Below are 18,777 nucleotides of genomic sequence, written 5' to 3' on the forward strand. Positions count from 1 at the left end.
CGCCGACGACGTTATCGAGACGGACTTCGACGCGCGTCAGACGGTCGCCATAAAGCCTTGCCTCGGCCACCTGCCTTGTCGATCGGCGCCGAAGTTTGACCCCGTATCTGCGTCCTATGATGAAGGTGCTGGCGAGATCGATATGGCCGCGCTGGAAGGCGAGCCTTGTTGGCTGGGCGTTGACCTTTCGTCGTCAATCGACCTCTCAGTAATCGTGGCATGTTCCGTGATGGCGACGGCTACATTGTGGTGCCGCATTTTTTCTGCCCGCAGGACAATTTGCGAGAGCGGCAGGAATCAACCGGCGCACGATATCTCGACTGGCAAGGCCGCGGCCTGATTACCGCGACGCCCGGCAACGTGATCGACTTTCGCGTGGTCGAAGATCGCATTCGGGAGTTGTGTCAGACGTACTCGGTCCAGGAGATCGCCTGCGACCCCGCGATGGCGCGAAATCTGCTCAATAATCTCTTGGAAGACGGACTCCCGGCGATCGAACATCGCCAGGGCAGCTTGTCGATGATGCCCGCGATTGTCGAATTACAGCGCGCGATTATCGGTCGGAAGTTCAAGCACGGTGGCCATCCGGTACTTCGGTTCTGCTTTGCCAACGTCGAAGCTGAGACCAACGCGGCCGGTCATATCGTGAGATTCACCAAGCAGAAAAAATGGCTGTCGATCGATGACACCGTGGCGAGTGCCATGGCTGTGAATCGAGCCAGCGCAGGCGGCAGTGCGGCGGCTACGTCGCTGTATGATTCAGATGATCGGGAGAGTGCTATCGCGGGTTTTAATTAAACAGGACTGCCGCCGCGACACTCTTTAATCAGCACCGCCATATCACTTCGCTACGCAGCCCATCGATTGGACGGCGTGGCGGGCCGCTCTCGCCAAAAGCAACGCTGGCCAAACCAGCAGAATAATCGTCTCCCAGGCCGGCCTCTACTCTTATGGCGCCGCTGCCGTCTCGAACCGGACGATGCGCGGAGTCGATATCAGCTTGTCAGGCGGCAGGTACCAGATCCGGACGTTATCCCCATCGGCGATGCGGGTATGCTGCTTGCCGTCATCGCTCCCTTGATTGTTGAAGCCCGCTTCCAGATTGCCCCATGTGAGGTGGAATGCCACGCCGCCAACTGTGAAGTGCTCGAAGTAATTGTAGTGAACCTTGCTACCCTTGGATCTAGCTTGCCTGCTGCGCGTCAGTCGCCAGTCGTTGACGGGCCCCTCCACCATCTTGGCTTCTCCTCTGTGGACAGCGGCCTTGGCCCGATGATCGTCCCACCAGGGAAGCGCGCCGGCGGCAACGAGGGTGAACAAGCCGACAAGGATCAGAAAAATGCTGAACAACATTGATCGGGGCCACAGCATGCGCATACCAATACCCACAACAAGGAGGGCAACGCCAAGGCTCGGAAAGACCAGACCTACTCTGCCATCCCGAACCACATCGTAGATCAATGTATAATGCATCCGAGACCGCTCCCTGCAGCGGATGCAGGCGTCCATCGTCCGGGTGAGAGCATAGCGTCGAAAGTACGCCAAGCAACGCTAAGGGCGAAGATTGGGTGTACGATCTGGGCTCAACATCCTCTCGGGCTGCACTGTGATCAAGGATAGACCGACGATATCGCGGACCTTGTCGACAAATAATGGGTCGCTGGAAAGCTTGAATGTCTCCGAACGGTGCGGCTGCAAGCCGAAGGCGTTCCAAATCCGTCGGATCGTCGTGTGCGAAAAGCCGGTCGCGGTCGCCATCGAACGGATGGACCAGTGCGTGGCGTCGCTCGGCGTGGAGCGGAGCGTGCGATAATTGCAGCGACCTGATCGTCATCAATCGTGCGAGGCCTGCCAGGGCGGGCTTCATCCAAGAGCCCTTCGATGCGCCCCTTCAGAAAGCGCCGACGCCACTTGCCAACTGTATGCTCATGGACACCCAGTTCGTGCGCAACGGATTTGCTGGGTATGCCATCCGCGCATCGCAGGATGACGCGGCATCGCTCAGACAAAGAACGCGCCACGCGATGACGACGAACCTGCCGTTCGAGATACGCGCGCTCATCCGCGCTGAGGATCAAGGGAGAAGCCGGGCGTCCTGCCGTGTTGGCCATAACTGCGCTCCCGCACTCTTGCGAATGCAGCAGATTATCATGAAACGAACTTCAGTTCCAGGTGACTAGTGTGGTGGTTCAGAAGTTCGCTTCATTGTCTCGGCAAGTCCGTCAAGCGAACTTCCGAACCCAAACCACACTAGAATCATAAAGTTGCTAGTGTCCCTTTAATTCCGAAGTTCGCATCAAAGGTTGCTGCGAGGGTATGCGAGCTTTGGTATCGGGACACTAGCCAGAATGCGGCGGGCGGTTTCGAGGTCGGCCGCGGTATCGACGCCCCGCGGCACGTCGTCCACGATCATGATGTCGATCCGCATTCCGCCTTCCAGCGCCCGCAATTGCTCGAGCCTTTCCTGCCGCTCAAGAGGTGAGGGCGGCAGTTCGACGAAGCGTTGCAGCGCTTTGCGGCGATAGGCGTAAAGCCCGATGTGGTGGTAGCGCGGGCCGTCGCCGTGCGGGGCGGTGGCGCGGGTGAAGTAGAGCGCGCGCAGCCGCCGCGGGGCTACCGGCGATCCCACGGCCTTGACGACATTCGGGTTGGTGGCCTCTTCGTCGCTGTGGATTTCGGCGGCCAGCGTCGCGATATCGACCGCGGGGTCGGCCAGCGGCTTAAGCACGTCGCGGATAATATCCGGGCGGATGGTCGGGAAATCGCCCTGCAGGTTGATGATCGTCTCGATGCGTCCGTCGGGGTCGAGACGGTCGAGCGCCTCGAAGACGCGGTCGGATCCGGACGGATGATCGGCGCGCGTCATGATTGCTTCGCCGCCATGGGCCGTCACTGCGGCCGCGATCTCGGGAGTGTCGGTGGCGACGGCGACGCGGCCGATGCCGGCGGTCTCGGCTCGCCGCAGGACATGGACCACCATCGGCAGGCCGCCGATATCCAGCAGCGGTTTCCCGGGCAGCCGGGTCGCGGCCATGCGGGCCGGAATCAGCACCAGCGTGCGGGTCTTGGTCATCGGTCGGAAAGTCCACGGCCCGGAGAAAGTGATCGGGATTTGGCGCGGTTTTTCAAGGGTTGCGGCGTTTATACGGGTTGTCAGGGCACGGGCAAACCGTTATCTCGTCCCGCCGCCTGCCACGATCCGGCCAGCGGTTGCGGCGGCATTTCGTATTCCGTGGTCGTTTAGCCGGCCTTACAGTCGACTTTCAAGGACTTGAAGCCTGACAACGACTGGAGCCTGACCGAAAATGGGCGTTTCCGATATCAATAAATTTCTCGGCGTGCTCCTGGGCACGTGCATCGTTCTGCTGGTCATGAATTTCGTCGCCCAGGCGATTTTCGCGCCTGTCGTGCCGGCGAAGCCTGGTTTCAAAATTGACGTCAAGGTCAAGCAGGAACCGGCTGCGGCTGACAAGGAAGCCAAGCCGGCGGCGGAGGTGCCGATCGGGAAGCTGCTGCAAACCGCATCGGCCGAGGAGGGCGCCGCCGCAGCCAAGAAGTGCGCCGCCTGCCATACCTTCGAGAAGGGCGGACCCAACCGGGTCGGCCCCAATCTCTACGGCATCGTCGGCGAGCCGCGCGGCCAGGGCCGCGGATTCAACTTCTCGGCGGCCATGAAGGCCAAGGGCGGCACCTGGACCTTCGACGAGCTGAACAAGTTCCTCACCAATCCGAAGGGATACATCCCCGGCACCGCCATGTCGTTCGCCGGCGTGCCCAAGGACAGCGAGCGTGCCGACATCATTGCCTATCTGAACAAGAACTCCGACAAGCCGGAGCCGCTGCCGGCCGCCTCGAAGTAGCGCGGGCGATAGCGGGATGCGGAAAAGTGTGCAGCGGTTTTCCGCCCGCATCCCGCTTCTCAAAATATTGGAATCGATCACGTTCATGATTTTAGATCGAATCGATCCAAAATCATGAACGTGATCGATAGCGTTTTCGAGCGGAGCATGTCCTCGGGCTTGACCCCGAGGATGGCTATCGGTTCGCGACGAGGATTCTCCCGGCTACGCTGCCGGTCATCCTCACATATCAGCACGTTCGCCGCACAAGTGCGGGAGGTGGGGTGGCGTCATCCCGAAAAACCGACATAATCGGGCGAAACACCGCTTTGTGTTGCACCGTTAGAGCGCGATCAGCAAAAGTGATCCCGGTTTTGCGTCCCATCGCGCTCTAAGATATTGGGAATGTGCATGGTCTTTCGCCAGGCCGCTCACACTTTGGCGGATCATGCGCTAGTCCCTCGACCGACAGCTCGCAGGAAACCCGCATTGGCCTTCACCCGACGACGTCTCCTTCATGGCGGAGCCCTGATCGCAGCCGCTCCCGCGATCAAAGTCCTGACCGGCGCTTCACCCATCGAAGCAGCCCGTGCGCAGGCTGCGCCGGTCGATCTCAAGTGGCGGCACGGGCTTTCGCTGTTCGGCGACGTGAAATATCCCGAAGGCTTCAAGCATTTCGACTATGTCAATCCGGACGCGCCCAGCGGCGGCGCAGTGCGGCAGATCGGGCTTGGCACCTTCGACAATTTCAACCCTGTGGTGTCGGGCGTGAAAGGCTCGATCGCATTGGCAGTCGGGCTGATCTACGAATCGCTGACGTTGCCGTCGCTGGACGAGGTTTCAACGGAGTACGGCGCGCTCGCGGAGTCGGTCGCTTATCCCGACGACTTCTCCTACGTGGTCTACCGGCTGCGCAAGGAAGCGAGGTGGCACGACGGCAAGCCGGTGACGCCGGATGACGTGATTTTCTCGCTCGATTCGCTCAAGATGCATCACCCCCAATACGCGGCTTACTATCGTCATGTGGTGAAGGCCGAAAAGACCGGCGAGCGCGACGTCACCTTCACCTTCGACGCGCCGGGAAACCGCGAACTGCCGCAGATCGTCGGACAACTGATGGTGCTTCCGAAACACTGGTGGGAAGGCACCGATGATGCGGGCAAAAGGCGCGACATTTCCGCGACCACGCTGGAGCCGCCGCTCGGCAGCGCCGCCTACAGGATCAAAAGTTTCGAGGCGGCGCGCTCGGTCACGCTGGAGCGGGTCAAGGATTACTGGGGCCTGAATTCCAACTTCAATGTCGGCCGCAACAACTTCGACGAATTGCGTTACGACTATTTTCGTGACGGCACCGTCGCGCTCGAAGCCTTCAAGGGCGGCCAGGTCGATTGGCGCACGGAAAACAGCGCCAAGAACTGGGCCACGGCCTACGATTTTCCGGCGGTAAAGGAAGGCCGCGTCGTCCTGGAGGAATTTCCCAATCGCAGTTCGGGCGTGATGCAGGCGTTCGCGCCGAACATCCGCCGCGAGAAGTTTTCCGATCCGCGGGTGCGGCGGGCGCTGAACTTCGCGTTCGATTTCGAGACCATGAACCAGCAACTGTTCTTCGGGCAATACACGCGGATCGCGAGCTATTTCGAGGGCACCGAACTGGCATCGAGCGGTCTGCCCGAGGGTAGGGAGCTTGAAATCCTCGAACCCGTTCGCGCCGAAGTTCCGCCCGAGGTGTTCACGGCACCCTACAGCAATCCGGTCGGCGGCAGCTCGGAGGCGGTTCGCGCCAACCTGCGCGAGGGTATGAAGCTCCTGAAGGACGCGGGTTACGAGGTGCGTGGCGGCAAGCAGGTTGACGGCAAGACCGGCGCGCCGTTCGAGATCGAACTGCTGGCGGAAGACCCGAGCTTCGAACGGGTCCTGCTGTCCTACAAGCCATCGCTGGAACGCATGGGGATCACCGTCAGCATCCGGACGATCGATTCGACGCAATACGAGAACCGGCTGCGGACCTGGGACTTCGATATGGTCGTCGCGTCGTGGGGCGAATCGCTGTCGCCCGGCAACGAACAGCGCGAGTTCTGGGGCTCGCGCGCGGCGGACATGCCCGGATCGCGCAATATCGTCGGCATCAAGAATCCCGCCATCGACAAGCTGATCGAGCGCGTGATCTTCGCCACGGACCGCGCCGATCTCGTCGCTGCCACTCACGCGCTCGACCGGGTTCTTTTATGGAATAACTATGTGGTGCCGCAGTGGACCTATTCGAAGGTGCGCACTGCGCGATGGGATCGCTTTGGCCGGCCGGCCGAAATGCCGAAGTACGGTCTTTCGGCCTTCCCGGCGCTGTGGTGGTACGATGCCGGCAAAGCGGCCAAGGTCGGCAATCGATCTTGAGGAGTTTCGCGCGGATGAGGCAGCCCAGCCGCCGGCAGGTGATCGGTCTTGGTGTCGGTGCGGCGAGCGCGGCCTGGTTCCTGCCGGCTATCGCTGCGCCCGCGGCCGGTGCGGAGACCGAATCCCAAGGTGAATCTCATGGCATGTCGGCGTTTGGCGACCTGAAATATCCGGCCGATTTCCATCACTTCGATTACGTCAATGCCGATGCACCGAAGGGCGGACTGTTTTCGACCATTCCGTCGAGCCGTGCTTTCAATCAATCGTTCCAGACCTTCAACTCGCTCAACGCCTTCATCCTGAAGGGTGATGGTGCACAGGGCATGGGGATGACGTTCACGTCGCTGATGGCGCGGGCCGGCGACGAGCCCGATGCGATGTACGGCCTGGCCGCGAAGTCGGTGCGCATCTCGGCCGACGGACTGACCTACCGTTTCGCGATGCGGCCGGAGGCCCGGTTTCATGATGGGCAGAAACTCACCGCGCGCGATGCCGCCTTCTCTCTGATGGTCTTGAAGACCAAGGGGCATCCCCTGATCACGCAGCAGATGCGCGACATGGTGAAGGCGGAAGCACCCGACGACACGACGCTGATCGTCACCTTCGCGCCGAAGCGCGGACGCGACGTGCCGCCGTTTGTCGCGGGCCTGCCGATCTTTTCGCAAGCCTATTACACCGCGCATCCGTTCGAGGAATCCACGCTCGACGTTCCGCTCGGCAGCGGGCCGTACAAGGTCGGCCGGTTCGAGTCGAACCGTTTCATCGAGTTCGACCGGGTCAAGGACTGGTGGGGCGCCGATCTTCCGGTCAATCGCGGAAGTTACAATTTCGATACGGTGCGGTTCGATTTCTACCGCGACCGCGATGTGGCGTTCGAGGGCTTTACCGGTCGTAGCTACCTGTACCGGGAGGAATTCACCTCCCGCATCTGGAATACGCGCTACGATTTCCCGGCGATGACCGAGGGCCGCGTCAAGCGCGAGCAGTTGCCCGACGAGACGCCGTCCGGCGCGCAAGGCTGGTTCATCAATACCCGCCGCGACAAGTTCAAGGACCCCCGCGTTCGCGAGGCGCTCGACTGCGCCTTCGATTTCGAGTGGACCAACAAGAGCATCATGTACGGCGCCTACGTGCGGACGGTGTCGCCGTTCCAGAATTCCGACCTGATGGCGAGCGGCCTGCCGTCGCCGGAGGAAGCGGCGTTGCTGGAGCCGTTCCGCGGCAAGGTGCCGGACGAGGTGTTCGGCATGCCGTTCGTGCCGCCGGTGTCCGACGGCTCGGGACAGGACCGCAAGCTGTTGCGTAAGGCGGCACAACTGCTCAACGATGCGGGTTTTCACATCAAGGACGGCAAGCGGATGACCCCGCGGGGCGAGGTCTTCCGCGTAGAGTTCCTGCTCGATGAGCCGGCGTTCCAGGCCCATCATATGCCGTATATAAAGAACCTCGGAACGCTCGGTATCGAGGCGACGCTGCGGCTGGTCGATCCCGTGCAGGCGAGGGCGCGGCGTGATGACTTCGATTTCGACATGATGATCGAACGTTTCGGCTTCTCGACCGTTCCGGGTGACTCGCTGCGGCCGTTCTTTTCGTCGCGGGCAGCAAGAACCAAGGGATCGAACAACCTCGCCGGCATTTCGGATCCTGAGGTCGATTCTCTGATGGAACAGGTGATCGCGGCCGATACCCGCGCCAGGCTCGTATTCGCCGCTCGCGCGCTGGATCGCGTCATTCGCGCCGGCCGTTACTGGGTGCCGCAATGGTATTCGAACGCGCACCGGCTGGCCTATTGGGATCTGTTCGGGCATCCGCCGAACCTCCCAAAATATCTCGGCGTGATGGCTCCTGACATCTGGTGGTCGTCGCCGGCCAAACCGGCGTCGTCTGGGCAGGCGAAATAGGCATGAGCGCATATATCGCCCGCCGCATTCTGTTGATGATTCCCACATTGCTGGGCATCCTGTTCGTGTCGTTCGTCGTGGTGCAGTTCGCGCCCGGTGGTCCGGTCGAGCGGGTGATCGCGCAACTGAGCGGCGCGGATACCGGCGCGATGTCACGCATTTCCGGATCGTCCGGCGGCGATTTCGGCGCGCGCGGCCAGGTCGGGGCGTCGTCCGACGCCATCAATTCGAAATACCGCGGCGCTCAGGGACTCGATCCCGCCTTCATCAAGAGTCTTGAAAAGCAGTTCGGCTTCGACAAACCGGCGCCGGAACGCTTTCTGCTGATGGTGTGGAATTTCTCCCGCTTCGATTTCGGCAAGAGCTACTTCCGCGACACCACCGTGATCCAGCTCATCAAGGAAAAGCTGCCGGTCTCGATGTCGCTCGGCATCTGGATGACCCTTCTGACCTACCTGATTTCGATACCGCTCGGAATCCGCAAGGCGGTCAGGGACGGATCACGCTTCGACACCTGGACCTCGGCGGTGATTATCGTCGGCTTTGCGATCCCCGGCTTTCTGTTTGCGATCCTGCTCATTATCCTGTTCGCCGGCGGATCGTTCTTCAGCATCTTTCCCTTGCGCGGATTGACGTCGGACGGCTGGAGCCAGTTTCCCTGGTACTGGAAAATCCTCGATTATTTCTGGCACCTGACGCTGCCTATCATCTCGATGGCGCTCGGCGCCTTCGCCACCATGACGCTGCTGACCAAGAACTCGTTCCTCGACGAAATCCGCAAGCAGTACGTGATGACGGCGCGCGCCAAGGGCTGCGGCGAGCGGCAGGTGCTTTACAATCACGTGTTCCGCAACGCCATGCTGATCGTCATCGCCGGGTTTCCCGGCGCGTTCGTTCACGCCTTCTTTTCAGGGTCGCTTTTGATCGAAACCATTTTTTCGCTCGACGGGCTCGGCCTGCTCGGTTTTGAGAGCGTGCTCAATCGCGACTATCCGGTGGTGTTCGGCACGTTGTTCATCTTTTCGCTGGTCGGGCTTGCGATCAACCTGATCTCCGATCTGACCTACATGTGGATCGACCCGCGGATCGACTTCGAGGCGCGGGAGGTTTGATGGCGGTGACTTCGCCAAAGCCCATCGAAGCCGAGGCCGTCTCGCCGCTCGGCGAAGCGGTGCCGCCGACGCGCCATTCGCTGCGCCTGTCGCCGCTCAATCGCCGCCGCTGGCAGAGCTTCAAATCGAACCGGCGCGGCTACTGGTCGCTCTGGATATTCCTGATTCTGTTTTTCATCTCGCTGTTCGCTGAATTGATCGCCAACGATCGGCCGTTCCTGATCAGGTTCGACGGGCATCTCTATTTCCCGGCATTCGTGACCTATCCGGAAACCGCGTTCGGCGGCGACTTCGAGACCGCCGCCGATTATCGCGATCCCTATTTGCAGAAGCTGATCGCGAACAAGGGCGGCACCATCGTCTGGCCGCTGATCCGCTATTCCTACGACACCCACAACCTCGATCTGCCGACGCCGGCGCCCTCAAAACCGACCTGGCTGCTGACCGAGGCGGAATGCAAGGATGTGGTGCAGAGAAAGCACCTCACGGGTTGTCGCGATCTCGAATACAACTGGCTCGGCACCGACGATCAGGGTCGCGACGTCGTGGCGCGGCTGATTTACGGATTCCGGATTTCGGTGCTGTTCGGACTCTGCCTGACCATCGTGTCGTCGGTCATCGGCATCGCGGCTGGCGGCGTGCAGGGATATTTCGGCGGCTGGGTCGATCTCGGCTTTCAACGCTTCATCGAGGTCTGGACCGCGATCCCCTCGCTCTATCTGCTTTTGATCCTGTCGTCGGTGCTGGTGCCGGGATTCTTCGTGCTGCTCGGAATCCTGTTGCTGTTCTCGTGGGTCTCGCTGGTCGGTCTGGTGCGCGCCGAATTCCTGCGCGGCCGCAACTTCGAATACATCATGGCGGCGCGGGCGCTCGGCGTGTCGAACGCGACCATCATGTTCCGCCATCTTCTGCCCAACGCCATGGTCGCGACCATGACATTCCTGCCGTTCATCGTGTCGTCGTCGGTGATGACCCTGACGGCGCTGGATTTTCTCGGCTTCGGGTTGCCGCCGGGCTCGCCCTCGCTCGGTGAAATGCTGGCGCAGGGCAAGGCCAACGTGCAGGCGCCTTGGCTCGGGTTCACCGGATTTTTCGCGCTCGCGATCATGCTGTCGCTCTTGATTTTCATCGGCGAAGCCGTGCGCGACGCCTTCGATCCGCGCAAGACGTTCAGGTAGGCCGGAATGGGCGCCATCGATCAGCCGCTACTCGACGTTCGTGACCTGTCCGTTGCGTTTCACCATGGCAGCGGACCATCGGTTGCCGTCGATCGCATTTCGTTCGAGATCAAACGCGGCGAGTGCGTGGCGCTGGTCGGCGAATCCGGCTCTGGAAAATCCGTCAGCGCGCTCTCGATCCTGAAGCTGCTGCCCTATCCGGCTGCGTCGCACCCCAGCGGCAATATCCGCTTCAAAGGCCGTGAGCTGCTCGGCATGTCCGAGCGCGAGATCAGGAGCATTCGCGGCAACGACATCTCGATCATCTTTCAGGAGCCGATGACCTCGCTCAATCCGCTGCACACCGTCGAAGCGCAGATCAGCGAGATAATGCTGCTGCACGGCGGGGTTCGCGGCGCGGCGGCGCGGCAGCGGACCCTGGAACTGCTGACACAAGTCGGCATTCCCGATCCGGAAACCCGCCTCGCCAGCTATCCGCATCAATTGTCCGGCGGCCAGCGCCAGCGCGTCATGATCGCAATGGCGCTCGCCAACGAACCCGACCTTCTGATCGCGGACGAGCCGACCACCGCGCTCGACGTCACCGTGCAGGCGCAAATCCTGGCGCTATTGGCGGATATTCGCGCCCGGCTCGGAATGAGTCTGTTGTTCATCACCCACGATCTCGGCATCGTCCGCCGCATCGCCGACCGTGTTTGCGTCATGAACGGCGGCAAGATCGTCGAGAAGGGACCGGTCGAGCAGGTCTTTGAAGAGCCGCGCCATCCCTACACGCGCGAGCTTTTGGCCGCCGAGCCGAAGCCCGACCCTGCGCCGCCGCGGCCGGAGTCTCCGGTCGTGATCGCAGCCGACGATCTCAAGGTCTGGTTTCCGATCCGGCGCGGCCTGTTGCGCAAGACGGTCGGCCACATCAAGGCGGTCGACGGCGTGACGCTGAAGGTGCGCAAGGGCGAAACGCTCGGCGTCGTCGGCGAATCCGGGTCCGGCAAGACCACGCTGGGGCTGGCGCTGTTGCGGTTGATCTCGTCCGATGGCCCGATCGTGTTCCTGAGCAAGAACATCCAGGGTCTGCGTTTCAAGGCGATGCGGCCGTTCCGCCGCGACATGCAGATCGTGTTTCAGGACCCGTTCGGGGCGTTGAGTCCGCGAATGTCGGTCGGCGATATCGTGGCCGAGGGCTTGAGCGTGCATCAGCGATCGCTTTCGGACACTGAGCGCGAGGCGCGGGTGGTCAAGGCGCTGAAAGATGTCGGGCTCGATCCTGCAACGCGCTTTCGCTATCCGCACGAATTCTCCGGGGGCCAGCGCCAGCGCATCAGTATCGCGCGCGCCGTGGTGCTGGAGCCGAATTTCGTCGTGCTGGACGAACCGACCAGTGCGCTCGACATGCTGTTCCAGGCGCAGATGGTCGATCTCTTGCGCGACCTGCAGCGCAAGCGCGACCTGACCTATATGTTCATCTCGCACGATCTGCGCGTGGTCGCCTCTCTTGCCAGCCATCTCATCGTGATGCGGCACGGCAAGGTGGTCGAGGAAGGGCCGGCGTCGCACCTGTTCAAGAATCCGAAATCGGATTACACGCGCGCGCTGTTTGCTGCCGCTTTCCGGCTGGAGACCGCGCCGGGCGAATCGAAATAAATCAATCCAGCCGCTTCACGCTCGTCACTTCACTTCCCGCCGCCTTGATGCGGGTGATCGCCTCGTCAATGCGCTCAATGGCGGTGGCCATGTGATGGGCGTTGGCGTGGACCAGCGTGGTCGCATCGCGGACGATGGCGACGTGTCCTTTCCAGAACATCAGATCGCCGCGCCGCGGCTGTTGCGCCTCCACGGGAGATAGCGTGCGGCCCAGGGCTCGCTCCTGCATGTCGCTGTCGCGCGGGCATCCGATGCCGGATGCGTTGAGCGCCACCTGCACGAGCCCTGAGCAGTCGATACCGAGGCTGGTCTTGCCGCCCCACAGATACGGCGTTCCGGTGAACATTTCGGCGACCGTGACGAAATCCACCGCGATGTCATCGAGCGGCGCGACATGGACGGCGGGTATGTGGAGATGGCCGGCGGCGACGGCAAAGTCGCCGTCATGGCGCTGGACGGTCAGCCTGGCGCCGAGCGACAGCGTCTCGGCCGGCTGCAGCTTGATCGACGGCCCGGGAAAGGCAAACGTCCGCAAGGCAATGACCTTGTGTGTCGGTGCCGCGCCGGGCCGTGCGAGCGCGCGGTCGGGCAGCCAGCCGACATAGCCGTCGCCGTTCAATTGACCCCAGGCCCAGCCTTCGGAGTTGTGGTCGTAAACCGTGACGCGCTCGCCGCGCAGCGCCTGGGTGTCGAGCATGGCGTCAGGCAAAGGCTGGCGCCGCAGCGGTACCACCGCGTCAACGACCTCCCATTCCTCGCCATCGGCGAAGCGTGCCGCCTCGATCGTGCCTTCGAGATAGCGGGCGGCGACCTCCGGCCGGGCCGGCGTGAGACGCGGATCATCCATAGCGTTCGCTCAACAGCCTGTAGATCGCGCGCGCGGCCTGGCATTCGCCGCCCTCCGGGCGCGCCGGCTTCGCCGACGGCGTCCAGCCGTAGATATCGACATGAAGCCAGTTCTTCGCCGCCTCGACGAAGCGCTGCAGGAACAGCGCGCAGACGATCGAGCCGGCAAAGCCGCCCGACGGCGCATTGTTGATGTCGGCGACCTTGGAATCGAGCCACGCATCGTAAGCGGGCCATAGCGGCATCCGCCACAGCGGATCGTTCTCGGCCTGCGCGCAGCGCGCGACATCGAGCGCCAGTGCGTCGTCGCTGGTATAGAACGGCGGGATATCCGGTCCCAGCGCCACGCGCGCCGCGCCGGTGAGCGTCCCCAGATCGATCAGCAGGTCGGGTTTCTCTTCATCGGCCAGCGCCAGCGCGTCGGCGAGGACCAGCCGGCCCTCGGCGTCGGTGTTGCCGATTTCCACTGTCGGTCCCTTGCGCGACGGAAAGATGTCGAGCGGCCGGAACGCGTTGCCGGCCACGGAGTTTTCGACCGCCGGGATCAGCACGCGCAGCCGGACCTTCAGCTTCGCATCCATGATCATCAGCGCCAAAGCCAGCACATTGGCCGCGCCGCCCATGTCCTTCTTCATGATCTGCATGCCGCTGGCGGTTTTGAGATCGACGCCCCCGGTGTCGAAGCAGACGCCTTTCCCGACCAGCGTAACCTTCGGGTGCGCGGGATCGCCCCAGGCGATATCGATCAGGCGCGGCGCGCGCGGCGAGGCCATGCCGACGGCATGGATCAGCGGGAAATTCCGCTGTCTCAGATCGTCGCCGACGATGCAGCCGAATTTCGCGCCGAAACGCTGCGCAAGGCTCTCGGCCGCCGCCGCAAGCTCTCCGGGGCCCATATCGTTGGCGGGCGTATTGATCAGGTCGCGGGCAAGCGTCGCCGCATCCGCCATCCGCGAGATATCAGCGATGTCGACGCCTTCGGGCGGCACCAGCGTGGCTTTTTGTGCATCGGCCTTGCGGTAGCGATCGAAGCGGTAGCTGCCGAGCGCGAACGCCAGCGCCGCGAGATGCATATCGTCCGGCGCATTGGCAAAGCGGAATGTCCCGGCAGGCAACAGCCCCGGCAGCTTGCCGGCGAGGAAGGGGTCGCGCGCGAGGTCCGATGCATCGCCAAGTCCGAGGAGAATGTGTGAGACGTCGCCGTTCGCTGCGGGCAGCGCGAGGTACTGCCCCGGCTTCGCCGCAAAGCCGCTCGCCTCGGCAAACCGGCGTGCCGGAGCATCGAGCGGTACACCCATCGTTTCCCACGTCGCCTTGGCCACGAAGGTGATCGGAACGGCCTCCTCGGCAGGCACGGTCGCAAACGCAGGATGCATGGTTGTCTCGATCTCTCGGTTTGATGAGGAGGAGTTTAACGGGAGGAGGCGCGGGTGTCAGGCAGGGTAGTTAACCAGACGTTAGGGTTAACAGTCTATTGCTGAAACCGTCCAGCTTCCTGATCGGCCCGCAATTGCGAGTAAGTGCTTATGCGTCAGCAGTCGTGTCTTGCCAGGCTCCTCGCATCCGCAGCCGTGACGGCGATGCTGGCGGCCGGACTCGCCGGCTGTCAGACCGCGGGCATGTCCGACGTCACCGGCTCGCTCGGCGCGAGGACGGAGGCGAATCCCGCAACCGATCCTCATCGCACCGCCGAAGTCTATGGCGAGCGGTTTCGCGCCAATCCCAAAGACCCCGATGTGGCCCTGAAGTACGGGCAGGCATTGCGCGCCATCGGGCAGCGCGCCCAGGCCGTTGCGGTGCTGGAACGCGCCGCGATCCTGAACCCCGGCAACAAGGCGGTGCTTGCCGGCTGGGGGCGGGCGCTGGCCGACAACGGCCAGTCACAGCAGGCGTTCGATGTGCTCGGCCGGGCGCACACGCCGGCAAATCCGGACTGGCGGATTCTCTCGGTCCAGGGGACCACGCTCGACAAGCTCGGCCGTCACGACGACGCGCGCCGCTATTATGCAAGCGCGCTCAGGATCAGGCCCGACGAGCCCTCGGTACTGTCCAATCTCGGCATGTCGTATGTCCTGACCAAGGAACTTGCAAAAGCCGAGGAGGTGTTGCGCCGCGCTTATGCCAGCGCTCGGGCCGACAGCCGGATCCGGCAGAACCTGGCGCTGGTCGTCGGCTTGCAGGGCCGGTTCGACGAGGCCGAGAGCATCGTGAAAGCCGATCTGCCCGCCAATGAGGCGGAGGCTAACGTCGCCTATCTGAAGCAGATGCTCGGCCGCGGCGCCAACGCGCGGGCCGGCGCGGGAGATGTTCTTGGTCCGGATTCCCGCAAATCATAAGACTTCGGTCATGAAGATTTGGGTCATGGCTCCCGAAAGCGGTCCGCGATCGGAGTGACCGGCCTGCAGCAGCGCCGCCGATCCGTAAACCCTCAATGCATCTGGGCCGCGATCTTGATGCCCGTCGGCCCGAGAATGACCACGAACAGCACGGGAAGGAAGAACACGATCATCGGGACCGTCAGCTTGGGCGGCAGGGCGGCCGCCTTCTTCTCGGCTTCGGTCATGCGCATATCGCGATTTTCCTGGGCCATCACGCGAAGGCTTTGTGCGAGCGGAGTGCCGTATCGTTCCGACTGCTGGAGTGCGAGACACACCGATTTCACGCCCTCGACCCCGGTGCGTTTTGCCAGATTCTCGTAGGCGACCTTGCGGTCCTGAAGGTACGACAATTCGGCCGTGGTCAGCGTGAACTCCTCGGCCAGCGCGACCGACTGGCTGCCGATTTCCGTGCTGACCTTGCGGAACGCGACTTCGATCGACATGCCGGATTCGATGCAGATCAGCAGCAGATCGAGCGCGTCCGGGAAGGCCCGTTTGATCGAGATCTGGCGTTTGGTGATGGCGTTCTTCAGGAACAGCATCGGCGCCTGCAAGCCGAAAAACGCGGCGCCGATGCAGATGCCGATCTTGATCGGGGTCGACTGCTGCATGTGTGATAGCAGGAAAACGTAGACGATCGCTCCGATCAGCATCACGATCGGGGTGACCATGCGGAAGAACAGGAAGGTGACGTAAGGCGCCTGACCGCGATACCCCGCCATGACGAGTTTCTCGCGTGCGGCTTCCTGCGCCACCCACTTGCCGAGATTGAGATCTTCCACGACCTTCGAGACGAACTGCTTCGGGGCCTGACGCAGCGAGACCTTTTCGGATTTCGCGAGCCGCTCGCGCTCGCGCTGCCGGATGCGTTCGCGCTCGCTGGCGACGGCCTTCATCCGCTTGGTGAGCCCCTCCGCCGCGAAGAACGGCGTGATCAGAGTATAGACAGTTGCGCTGGCGGCGATGGCGGCGAGCACCATCGTCATGAACTGCGGGTCGTGGAGTTTCTCGATCAGGAAGTCGAGCATGCTGCACCGTCAGAAGTCGAAGTTGATCATTTTCTTCATCACGAAGATGCCGGCCGACATCCACAATACGCAGCCGGCCAGCATCAGCCGCCCGGTGGGATGGGTCCAAAGCATTGCGATGTAGTCCGGGGTAGTCAGATAGACCAGCATCATGACGACGGGAGGCAGCGAGCCGATGATGGCGGCGGACGCCTTGGCTTCCATCGACATGGCCTGGATTTTCTCGGCCATCTTCTTGCGGTCGCGTAGCACCTTGGACAGGTTGCCGAGAGCTTCCGACAGGTTGCCGCCGGATTTCTGCTGGATCGCGATCACGATGCCGAAGAAGTTCGCTTCGGGAACCGGCATCCGCTCGTACAGCCGCGCACAGGCCTCGCCGAGCGGCATGCCGATCGCCTGCGTTTCGATGATCGCCGCGAATTCGCTTTTCAGCGGCTCCGGCGAGTCGGCCGCGACCACCTTGATGGATTCGAACAGTGGCAGGCCGGCCTTGATGCCGCGAACGATCACGTCCACCGCATCGGGAAGCGCGCGCAGAAACGCCTTCTCGCGGCGCGTCTTGAGGAAGCCCAGCAGCCAGCGCGGCAAGCCGAAGCCCGCCGCGAATGCAAGGCCGACCGCGGCGATCGGCCCGGCTCCCGAAAACATTGGAACGGCAAAACAGACCGCGCCGAAAATGCCGGAGACGATCAGAAATTTTTCCTTCGACCAGGACAGGCCTGCCTGTGCGATGCGGTCGTTGAGCGTGATCTTGCTGTCGCGCTTCTGGCGTTGCTCGATTTCCCGCAGCGATCCCTCGATCTGCTCGCGGCGCGAACGCTGGGCTCTGTCGACCTGCCGGACCGCCGGCGCTGTCCGCGCGAATGCCGAACGGCGCTTCTCCGCCTTCGCCTCGCCCGACAGCGCCGGATACAGGAATACCCATGCGACGCCGCCAACCGCGGTTGCAGCCATGAATGCCATTGCGAGGGTCTGCAAGTTCATCGGCGCGCGTCCTCAGATTTCGACCTTGACTTCCGCCGCATCGAGCGCCGCTGCGAGCCGCTTCTCCTCGTTATAGTACCGGGCGCGCTCCCAGAACCGCGGCCGGCCGATTCCGGTCGAACGGTGTCGGCCGACCACGTTCCCGTTGGCGTCCTCGCCAAGAAGATCGTAGATGAAGATATCCTGGGTGATGATGGTGTCGCCTTCCATCCCCATCACTTCGGTGATGTGAGTGATACGCCGCGAGCCGTCGCGAAGGCGGGCAGCCTGGATGATGATGTCGATCGAGGCGCAGATCATCTCGCGGATGGTGCGCGAGGGCAGCGCGAAGCCCCCCATCGTGATCATCGACTCGCAGCGCGACAGCGCCTCGCGGGGGTTATTGGCGTGCAGCGTGCCCATCGAACCGTCATGGCCGGTGTTCATGGCCTGCAGCAGGTCGAAGGCCTCGGGTCCGCGAACCTCGCCGACGATGATGCGCTCCGGGCGCATACGAAGGCAGTTTCGGACCAGTTCGCGCATCGAGACCTGGCCCTCGCCCTCGATGTTGGGCGGCCGGGTTTCTAGGCGCACCACGTGCGGCTGCTGTAACTGAAGCTCGGCGGCGTCTTCGCAGGTGATGATACGCTCGTCGTGGTCGATATAGTTCGTGAGGCAATTCAGTAGTGTGGTTTTGCCGGAGCCGGTGCCGCCAGAGATCAGCACATTGGCGCGGCACCGTCCGATGATCTGGAGGATCGTGCCGCCTTCCGGCGTTATGGCGCCGAATTTCACCAGCTGATCGAGGGTCAGCTTGTCCTTCCTGAATTTTCGGATTGTCAGCGCGGGTCCGTCGATCGCCAGCGGCGGAACGATGGCGTTGACGCGGGATCCGTCGGCTAGACGCGCATCGCATATAGGCGAGGATTCATCGACCCTGCGGCCGACCTGGCTGACGATCCGCTGGCAGATGTTCAGCAGTTGCTGGTTGTCGCGGAACCGGATTCCGGTCCGCTGGATCTTGCCGGCGACTTCGATGAAGACCGTGCCGGCGCCGTTGACCATGATGTCCGCGATGTCGTCGCGAGACAGCAGCGGCTCGAGCGGACCGTAGCCGAGAACGTCGTTGCAGATGTCGTCAAGCAGCTCTTCCTGCTCGGCGATCGACATCACGATGTTCTTGATCGCGATGATCTCGTTGACGATATCGCGGATTTCCTCGCGTGCGGATTCACCGTCGAGTTTGGCGAGCTGGGCGAGATCGATGGCCTCGATCAGCGCGCCGAAAATCGTCGCCTTGACCTGATAATAGGTTTCGGACCGGCGGGCATCGATGGCCGGTGTGTGCGGCGCGGAGCGCGCCGGGGCGAGCGGCGGTGAGGCGACGGTCGGCGAAGCGATCTCCGCGGGCGCTCGCACATTCTGGATGGCCGGAGTGGCCTCCAGCGTCAGGCCCGCCATCTTCCGGGCGTCGTCCTCTGGTCCGCTACGCTTGCCAAACAC

At 62.6% G+C, this 18,777-nt stretch carries 16 protein-coding genes; 8 read left to right on the forward strand and 8 right to left on the reverse strand.

Features of this window, described 5'->3' with window-relative positions; genetic code table 11:
• Positions 1-219 precede the first annotated feature (219 nt).
• Entirely contained in the window at positions 220-798 is a 579-nt protein-coding gene (locus tag NHAM_RS01950; RefSeq protein WP_430707692.1) for a terminase TerL endonuclease subunit, read from the forward strand.
• Between the two features lie 150 nt (positions 799-948).
• Here the strand turns inward: NHAM_RS01950 and NHAM_RS01955 are convergent, their stop codons facing one another.
• From NHAM_RS01955 to NHAM_RS01965, 3 genes are all read right to left on the reverse strand, one after another.
• The gene (locus NHAM_RS01955; protein WP_157043509.1) at positions 949-1,473 is read right to left on the reverse strand and encodes a hypothetical protein; all 525 of its coding nucleotides are present in this window, start codon (positions 1,471-1,473) and stop codon (positions 949-951) included.
• A gap of 137 nt (positions 1,474-1,610) precedes the next feature.
• Positions 1,611-2,111 (reverse strand): helix-turn-helix domain-containing protein, encoded by a 501-nt coding sequence (locus NHAM_RS24400; RefSeq protein WP_430707693.1) that lies wholly within the window; start codon positions 2,109-2,111, stop codon positions 1,611-1,613.
• Positions 2,112-2,296: 185 nt separating this feature from the next.
• Positions 2,297-3,073 (reverse strand): 3-deoxy-manno-octulosonate cytidylyltransferase, encoded by a 777-nt coding sequence (locus NHAM_RS01965; RefSeq protein ID WP_011508971.1) that lies wholly within the window; start codon positions 3,071-3,073, stop codon positions 2,297-2,299.
• A 232-nt stretch (positions 3,074-3,305) separates the two neighbouring features.
• On the opposite strand from NHAM_RS01965, the gene NHAM_RS01970 reads away from it, so the two are divergent.
• From NHAM_RS01970 to NHAM_RS01995, 6 genes are all read left to right on the forward strand, one after another.
• Positions 3,306-3,860, forward strand: coding sequence for a c-type cytochrome (locus NHAM_RS01970; RefSeq protein ID WP_011508972.1), 555 nt, complete (start codon positions 3,306-3,308; stop codon positions 3,858-3,860).
• 468 nt (positions 3,861-4,328) lie between these two features.
• Positions 4,329-6,230 carry an extracellular solute-binding protein gene (locus NHAM_RS01975; protein WP_041357597.1) on the forward strand — a complete coding sequence of 634 codons (1,902 nt, stop codon included), beginning with the start codon at positions 4,329-4,331 and terminating at the stop codon, positions 6,228-6,230.
• Between the two features lie 14 nt (positions 6,231-6,244).
• Positions 6,245-8,131: an extracellular solute-binding protein gene (locus NHAM_RS01980; RefSeq protein WP_011508974.1), complete on the forward strand. Its 1,887-nt coding sequence runs from the start codon at positions 6,245-6,247 to the stop codon at positions 8,129-8,131.
• 2 nt (positions 8,132-8,133) lie between these two features.
• Entirely contained in the window at positions 8,134-9,243 is a 1,110-nt protein-coding gene (locus NHAM_RS01985; RefSeq protein ID WP_011508975.1) for a microcin C ABC transporter permease YejB, read from the forward strand.
• Positions 9,243-10,421: an ABC transporter permease gene (locus NHAM_RS01990; protein WP_041357598.1), complete on the forward strand. Its 1,179-nt coding sequence runs from the start codon at positions 9,243-9,245 to the stop codon at positions 10,419-10,421. The genes NHAM_RS01985 and NHAM_RS01990 overlap by 1 nt, the downstream gene beginning before the upstream one ends.
• A gap of 6 nt (positions 10,422-10,427) precedes the next feature.
• Positions 10,428-12,059: an ABC transporter ATP-binding protein gene (locus tag NHAM_RS01995; RefSeq protein WP_011508977.1), complete on the forward strand. Its 1,632-nt coding sequence runs from the start codon at positions 10,428-10,430 to the stop codon at positions 12,057-12,059.
• A gap of 1 nt (position 12,060) precedes the next feature.
• Here the strand turns inward: NHAM_RS01995 and NHAM_RS02000 are convergent, their stop codons facing one another.
• A complete protein-coding gene (locus tag NHAM_RS02000) occupies positions 12,061-12,906 on the reverse strand; it encodes a C40 family peptidase (RefSeq protein WP_011508978.1) in 846 nt (281 codons plus the stop codon).
• Positions 12,899-14,281, reverse strand: a complete 1,383-nt coding sequence (locus tag NHAM_RS02005; RefSeq protein WP_011508979.1) for a leucyl aminopeptidase family protein — start codon at positions 14,279-14,281, stop codon at positions 12,899-12,901. The genes NHAM_RS02000 and NHAM_RS02005 overlap by 8 nt, the downstream gene beginning before the upstream one ends.
• Before the next feature lie 150 nt (positions 14,282-14,431).
• On the opposite strand from NHAM_RS02005, the gene NHAM_RS02010 reads away from it, so the two are divergent.
• Positions 14,432-15,241, forward strand: coding sequence for a tetratricopeptide repeat protein (locus tag NHAM_RS02010; RefSeq protein WP_011508980.1), 810 nt, complete (start codon positions 14,432-14,434; stop codon positions 15,239-15,241).
• A gap of 92 nt (positions 15,242-15,333) precedes the next feature.
• Here the strand turns inward: NHAM_RS02010 and NHAM_RS02015 are convergent, their stop codons facing one another.
• Genes NHAM_RS02015 through NHAM_RS02025 form a run of 3 tightly spaced genes read right to left on the reverse strand, consistent with a single transcriptional unit; the run spans position 15,334 to position 18,777 of the window.
• A complete protein-coding gene (locus NHAM_RS02015) occupies positions 15,334-16,311 on the reverse strand; it encodes a type II secretion system F family protein (protein WP_011508981.1) in 978 nt (325 codons plus the stop codon).
• 9 nt (positions 16,312-16,320) lie between these two features.
• Positions 16,321-17,295, reverse strand: coding sequence for a type II secretion system F family protein (locus tag NHAM_RS02020; protein WP_011508982.1), 975 nt, complete (start codon positions 17,293-17,295; stop codon positions 16,321-16,323).
• Positions 17,296-17,307: 12 nt separating this feature from the next.
• The gene (locus NHAM_RS02025) at positions 17,308-18,777 is read right to left on the reverse strand and encodes a CpaF family protein (RefSeq protein ID WP_011508983.1); all 1,470 of its coding nucleotides are present in this window, start codon (positions 18,775-18,777) and stop codon (positions 17,308-17,310) included.

Origin of the sequence: Nitrobacter hamburgensis X14 (assembly GCF_000013885.1) — a bacterium.
Lineage (GTDB): Bacteria > Pseudomonadota > Alphaproteobacteria > Rhizobiales > Xanthobacteraceae > Nitrobacter > Nitrobacter hamburgensis.

What these genes read in the sequence shown, in the direction of transcription:
- NHAM_RS01955 (WP_157043509.1), bottom strand. Translation starts at nt 1,473, where the DNA reads ATGCATTATACATTGATCTACGATGTGGTTCGGGATGGCAGAGTAGGT.
- NHAM_RS01990 (WP_041357598.1), top strand. Translation starts at nt 9,243, where the DNA reads ATGGCGGTGACTTCGCCAAAGCCCATCGAAGCCGAGGCCGTCTCGCCG.
- NHAM_RS01985 (WP_011508975.1), top strand. Translation starts at nt 8,134, where the DNA reads ATGAGCGCATATATCGCCCGCCGCATTCTGTTGATGATTCCCACATTG.
- NHAM_RS02000 (WP_011508978.1), bottom strand. Translation starts at nt 12,906, where the DNA reads ATGGATGATCCGCGTCTCACGCCGGCCCGGCCGGAGGTCGCCGCCCGC.
- NHAM_RS02020 (WP_011508982.1), bottom strand. Translation starts at nt 17,295, where the DNA reads ATGAACTTGCAGACCCTCGCAATGGCATTCATGGCTGCAACCGCGGTT.
- NHAM_RS01980 (WP_011508974.1), top strand. Translation starts at nt 6,245, where the DNA reads ATGAGGCAGCCCAGCCGCCGGCAGGTGATCGGTCTTGGTGTCGGTGCG.
- NHAM_RS02005 (WP_011508979.1), bottom strand. Translation starts at nt 14,281, where the DNA reads ATGCATCCTGCGTTTGCGACCGTGCCTGCCGAGGAGGCCGTTCCGATC.
- NHAM_RS01970 (WP_011508972.1), top strand. Translation starts at nt 3,306, where the DNA reads ATGGGCGTTTCCGATATCAATAAATTTCTCGGCGTGCTCCTGGGCACG.
- NHAM_RS02010 (WP_011508980.1), top strand. Translation starts at nt 14,432, where the DNA reads ATGCGTCAGCAGTCGTGTCTTGCCAGGCTCCTCGCATCCGCAGCCGTG.
- NHAM_RS01995 (WP_011508977.1), top strand. Translation starts at nt 10,428, where the DNA reads ATGGGCGCCATCGATCAGCCGCTACTCGACGTTCGTGACCTGTCCGTT.
- NHAM_RS02015 (WP_011508981.1), bottom strand. Translation starts at nt 16,311, where the DNA reads ATGCTCGACTTCCTGATCGAGAAACTCCACGACCCGCAGTTCATGACG.
- NHAM_RS01965 (WP_011508971.1), bottom strand. Translation starts at nt 3,073, where the DNA reads ATGACCAAGACCCGCACGCTGGTGCTGATTCCGGCCCGCATGGCCGCG.
- NHAM_RS01950 (WP_430707692.1), top strand. Translation starts at nt 220, where the DNA reads ATGTTCCGTGATGGCGACGGCTACATTGTGGTGCCGCATTTTTTCTGC.
- NHAM_RS24400 (WP_430707693.1), bottom strand. Translation starts at nt 2,111, where the DNA reads ATGGCCAACACGGCAGGACGCCCGGCTTCTCCCTTGATCCTCAGCGCG.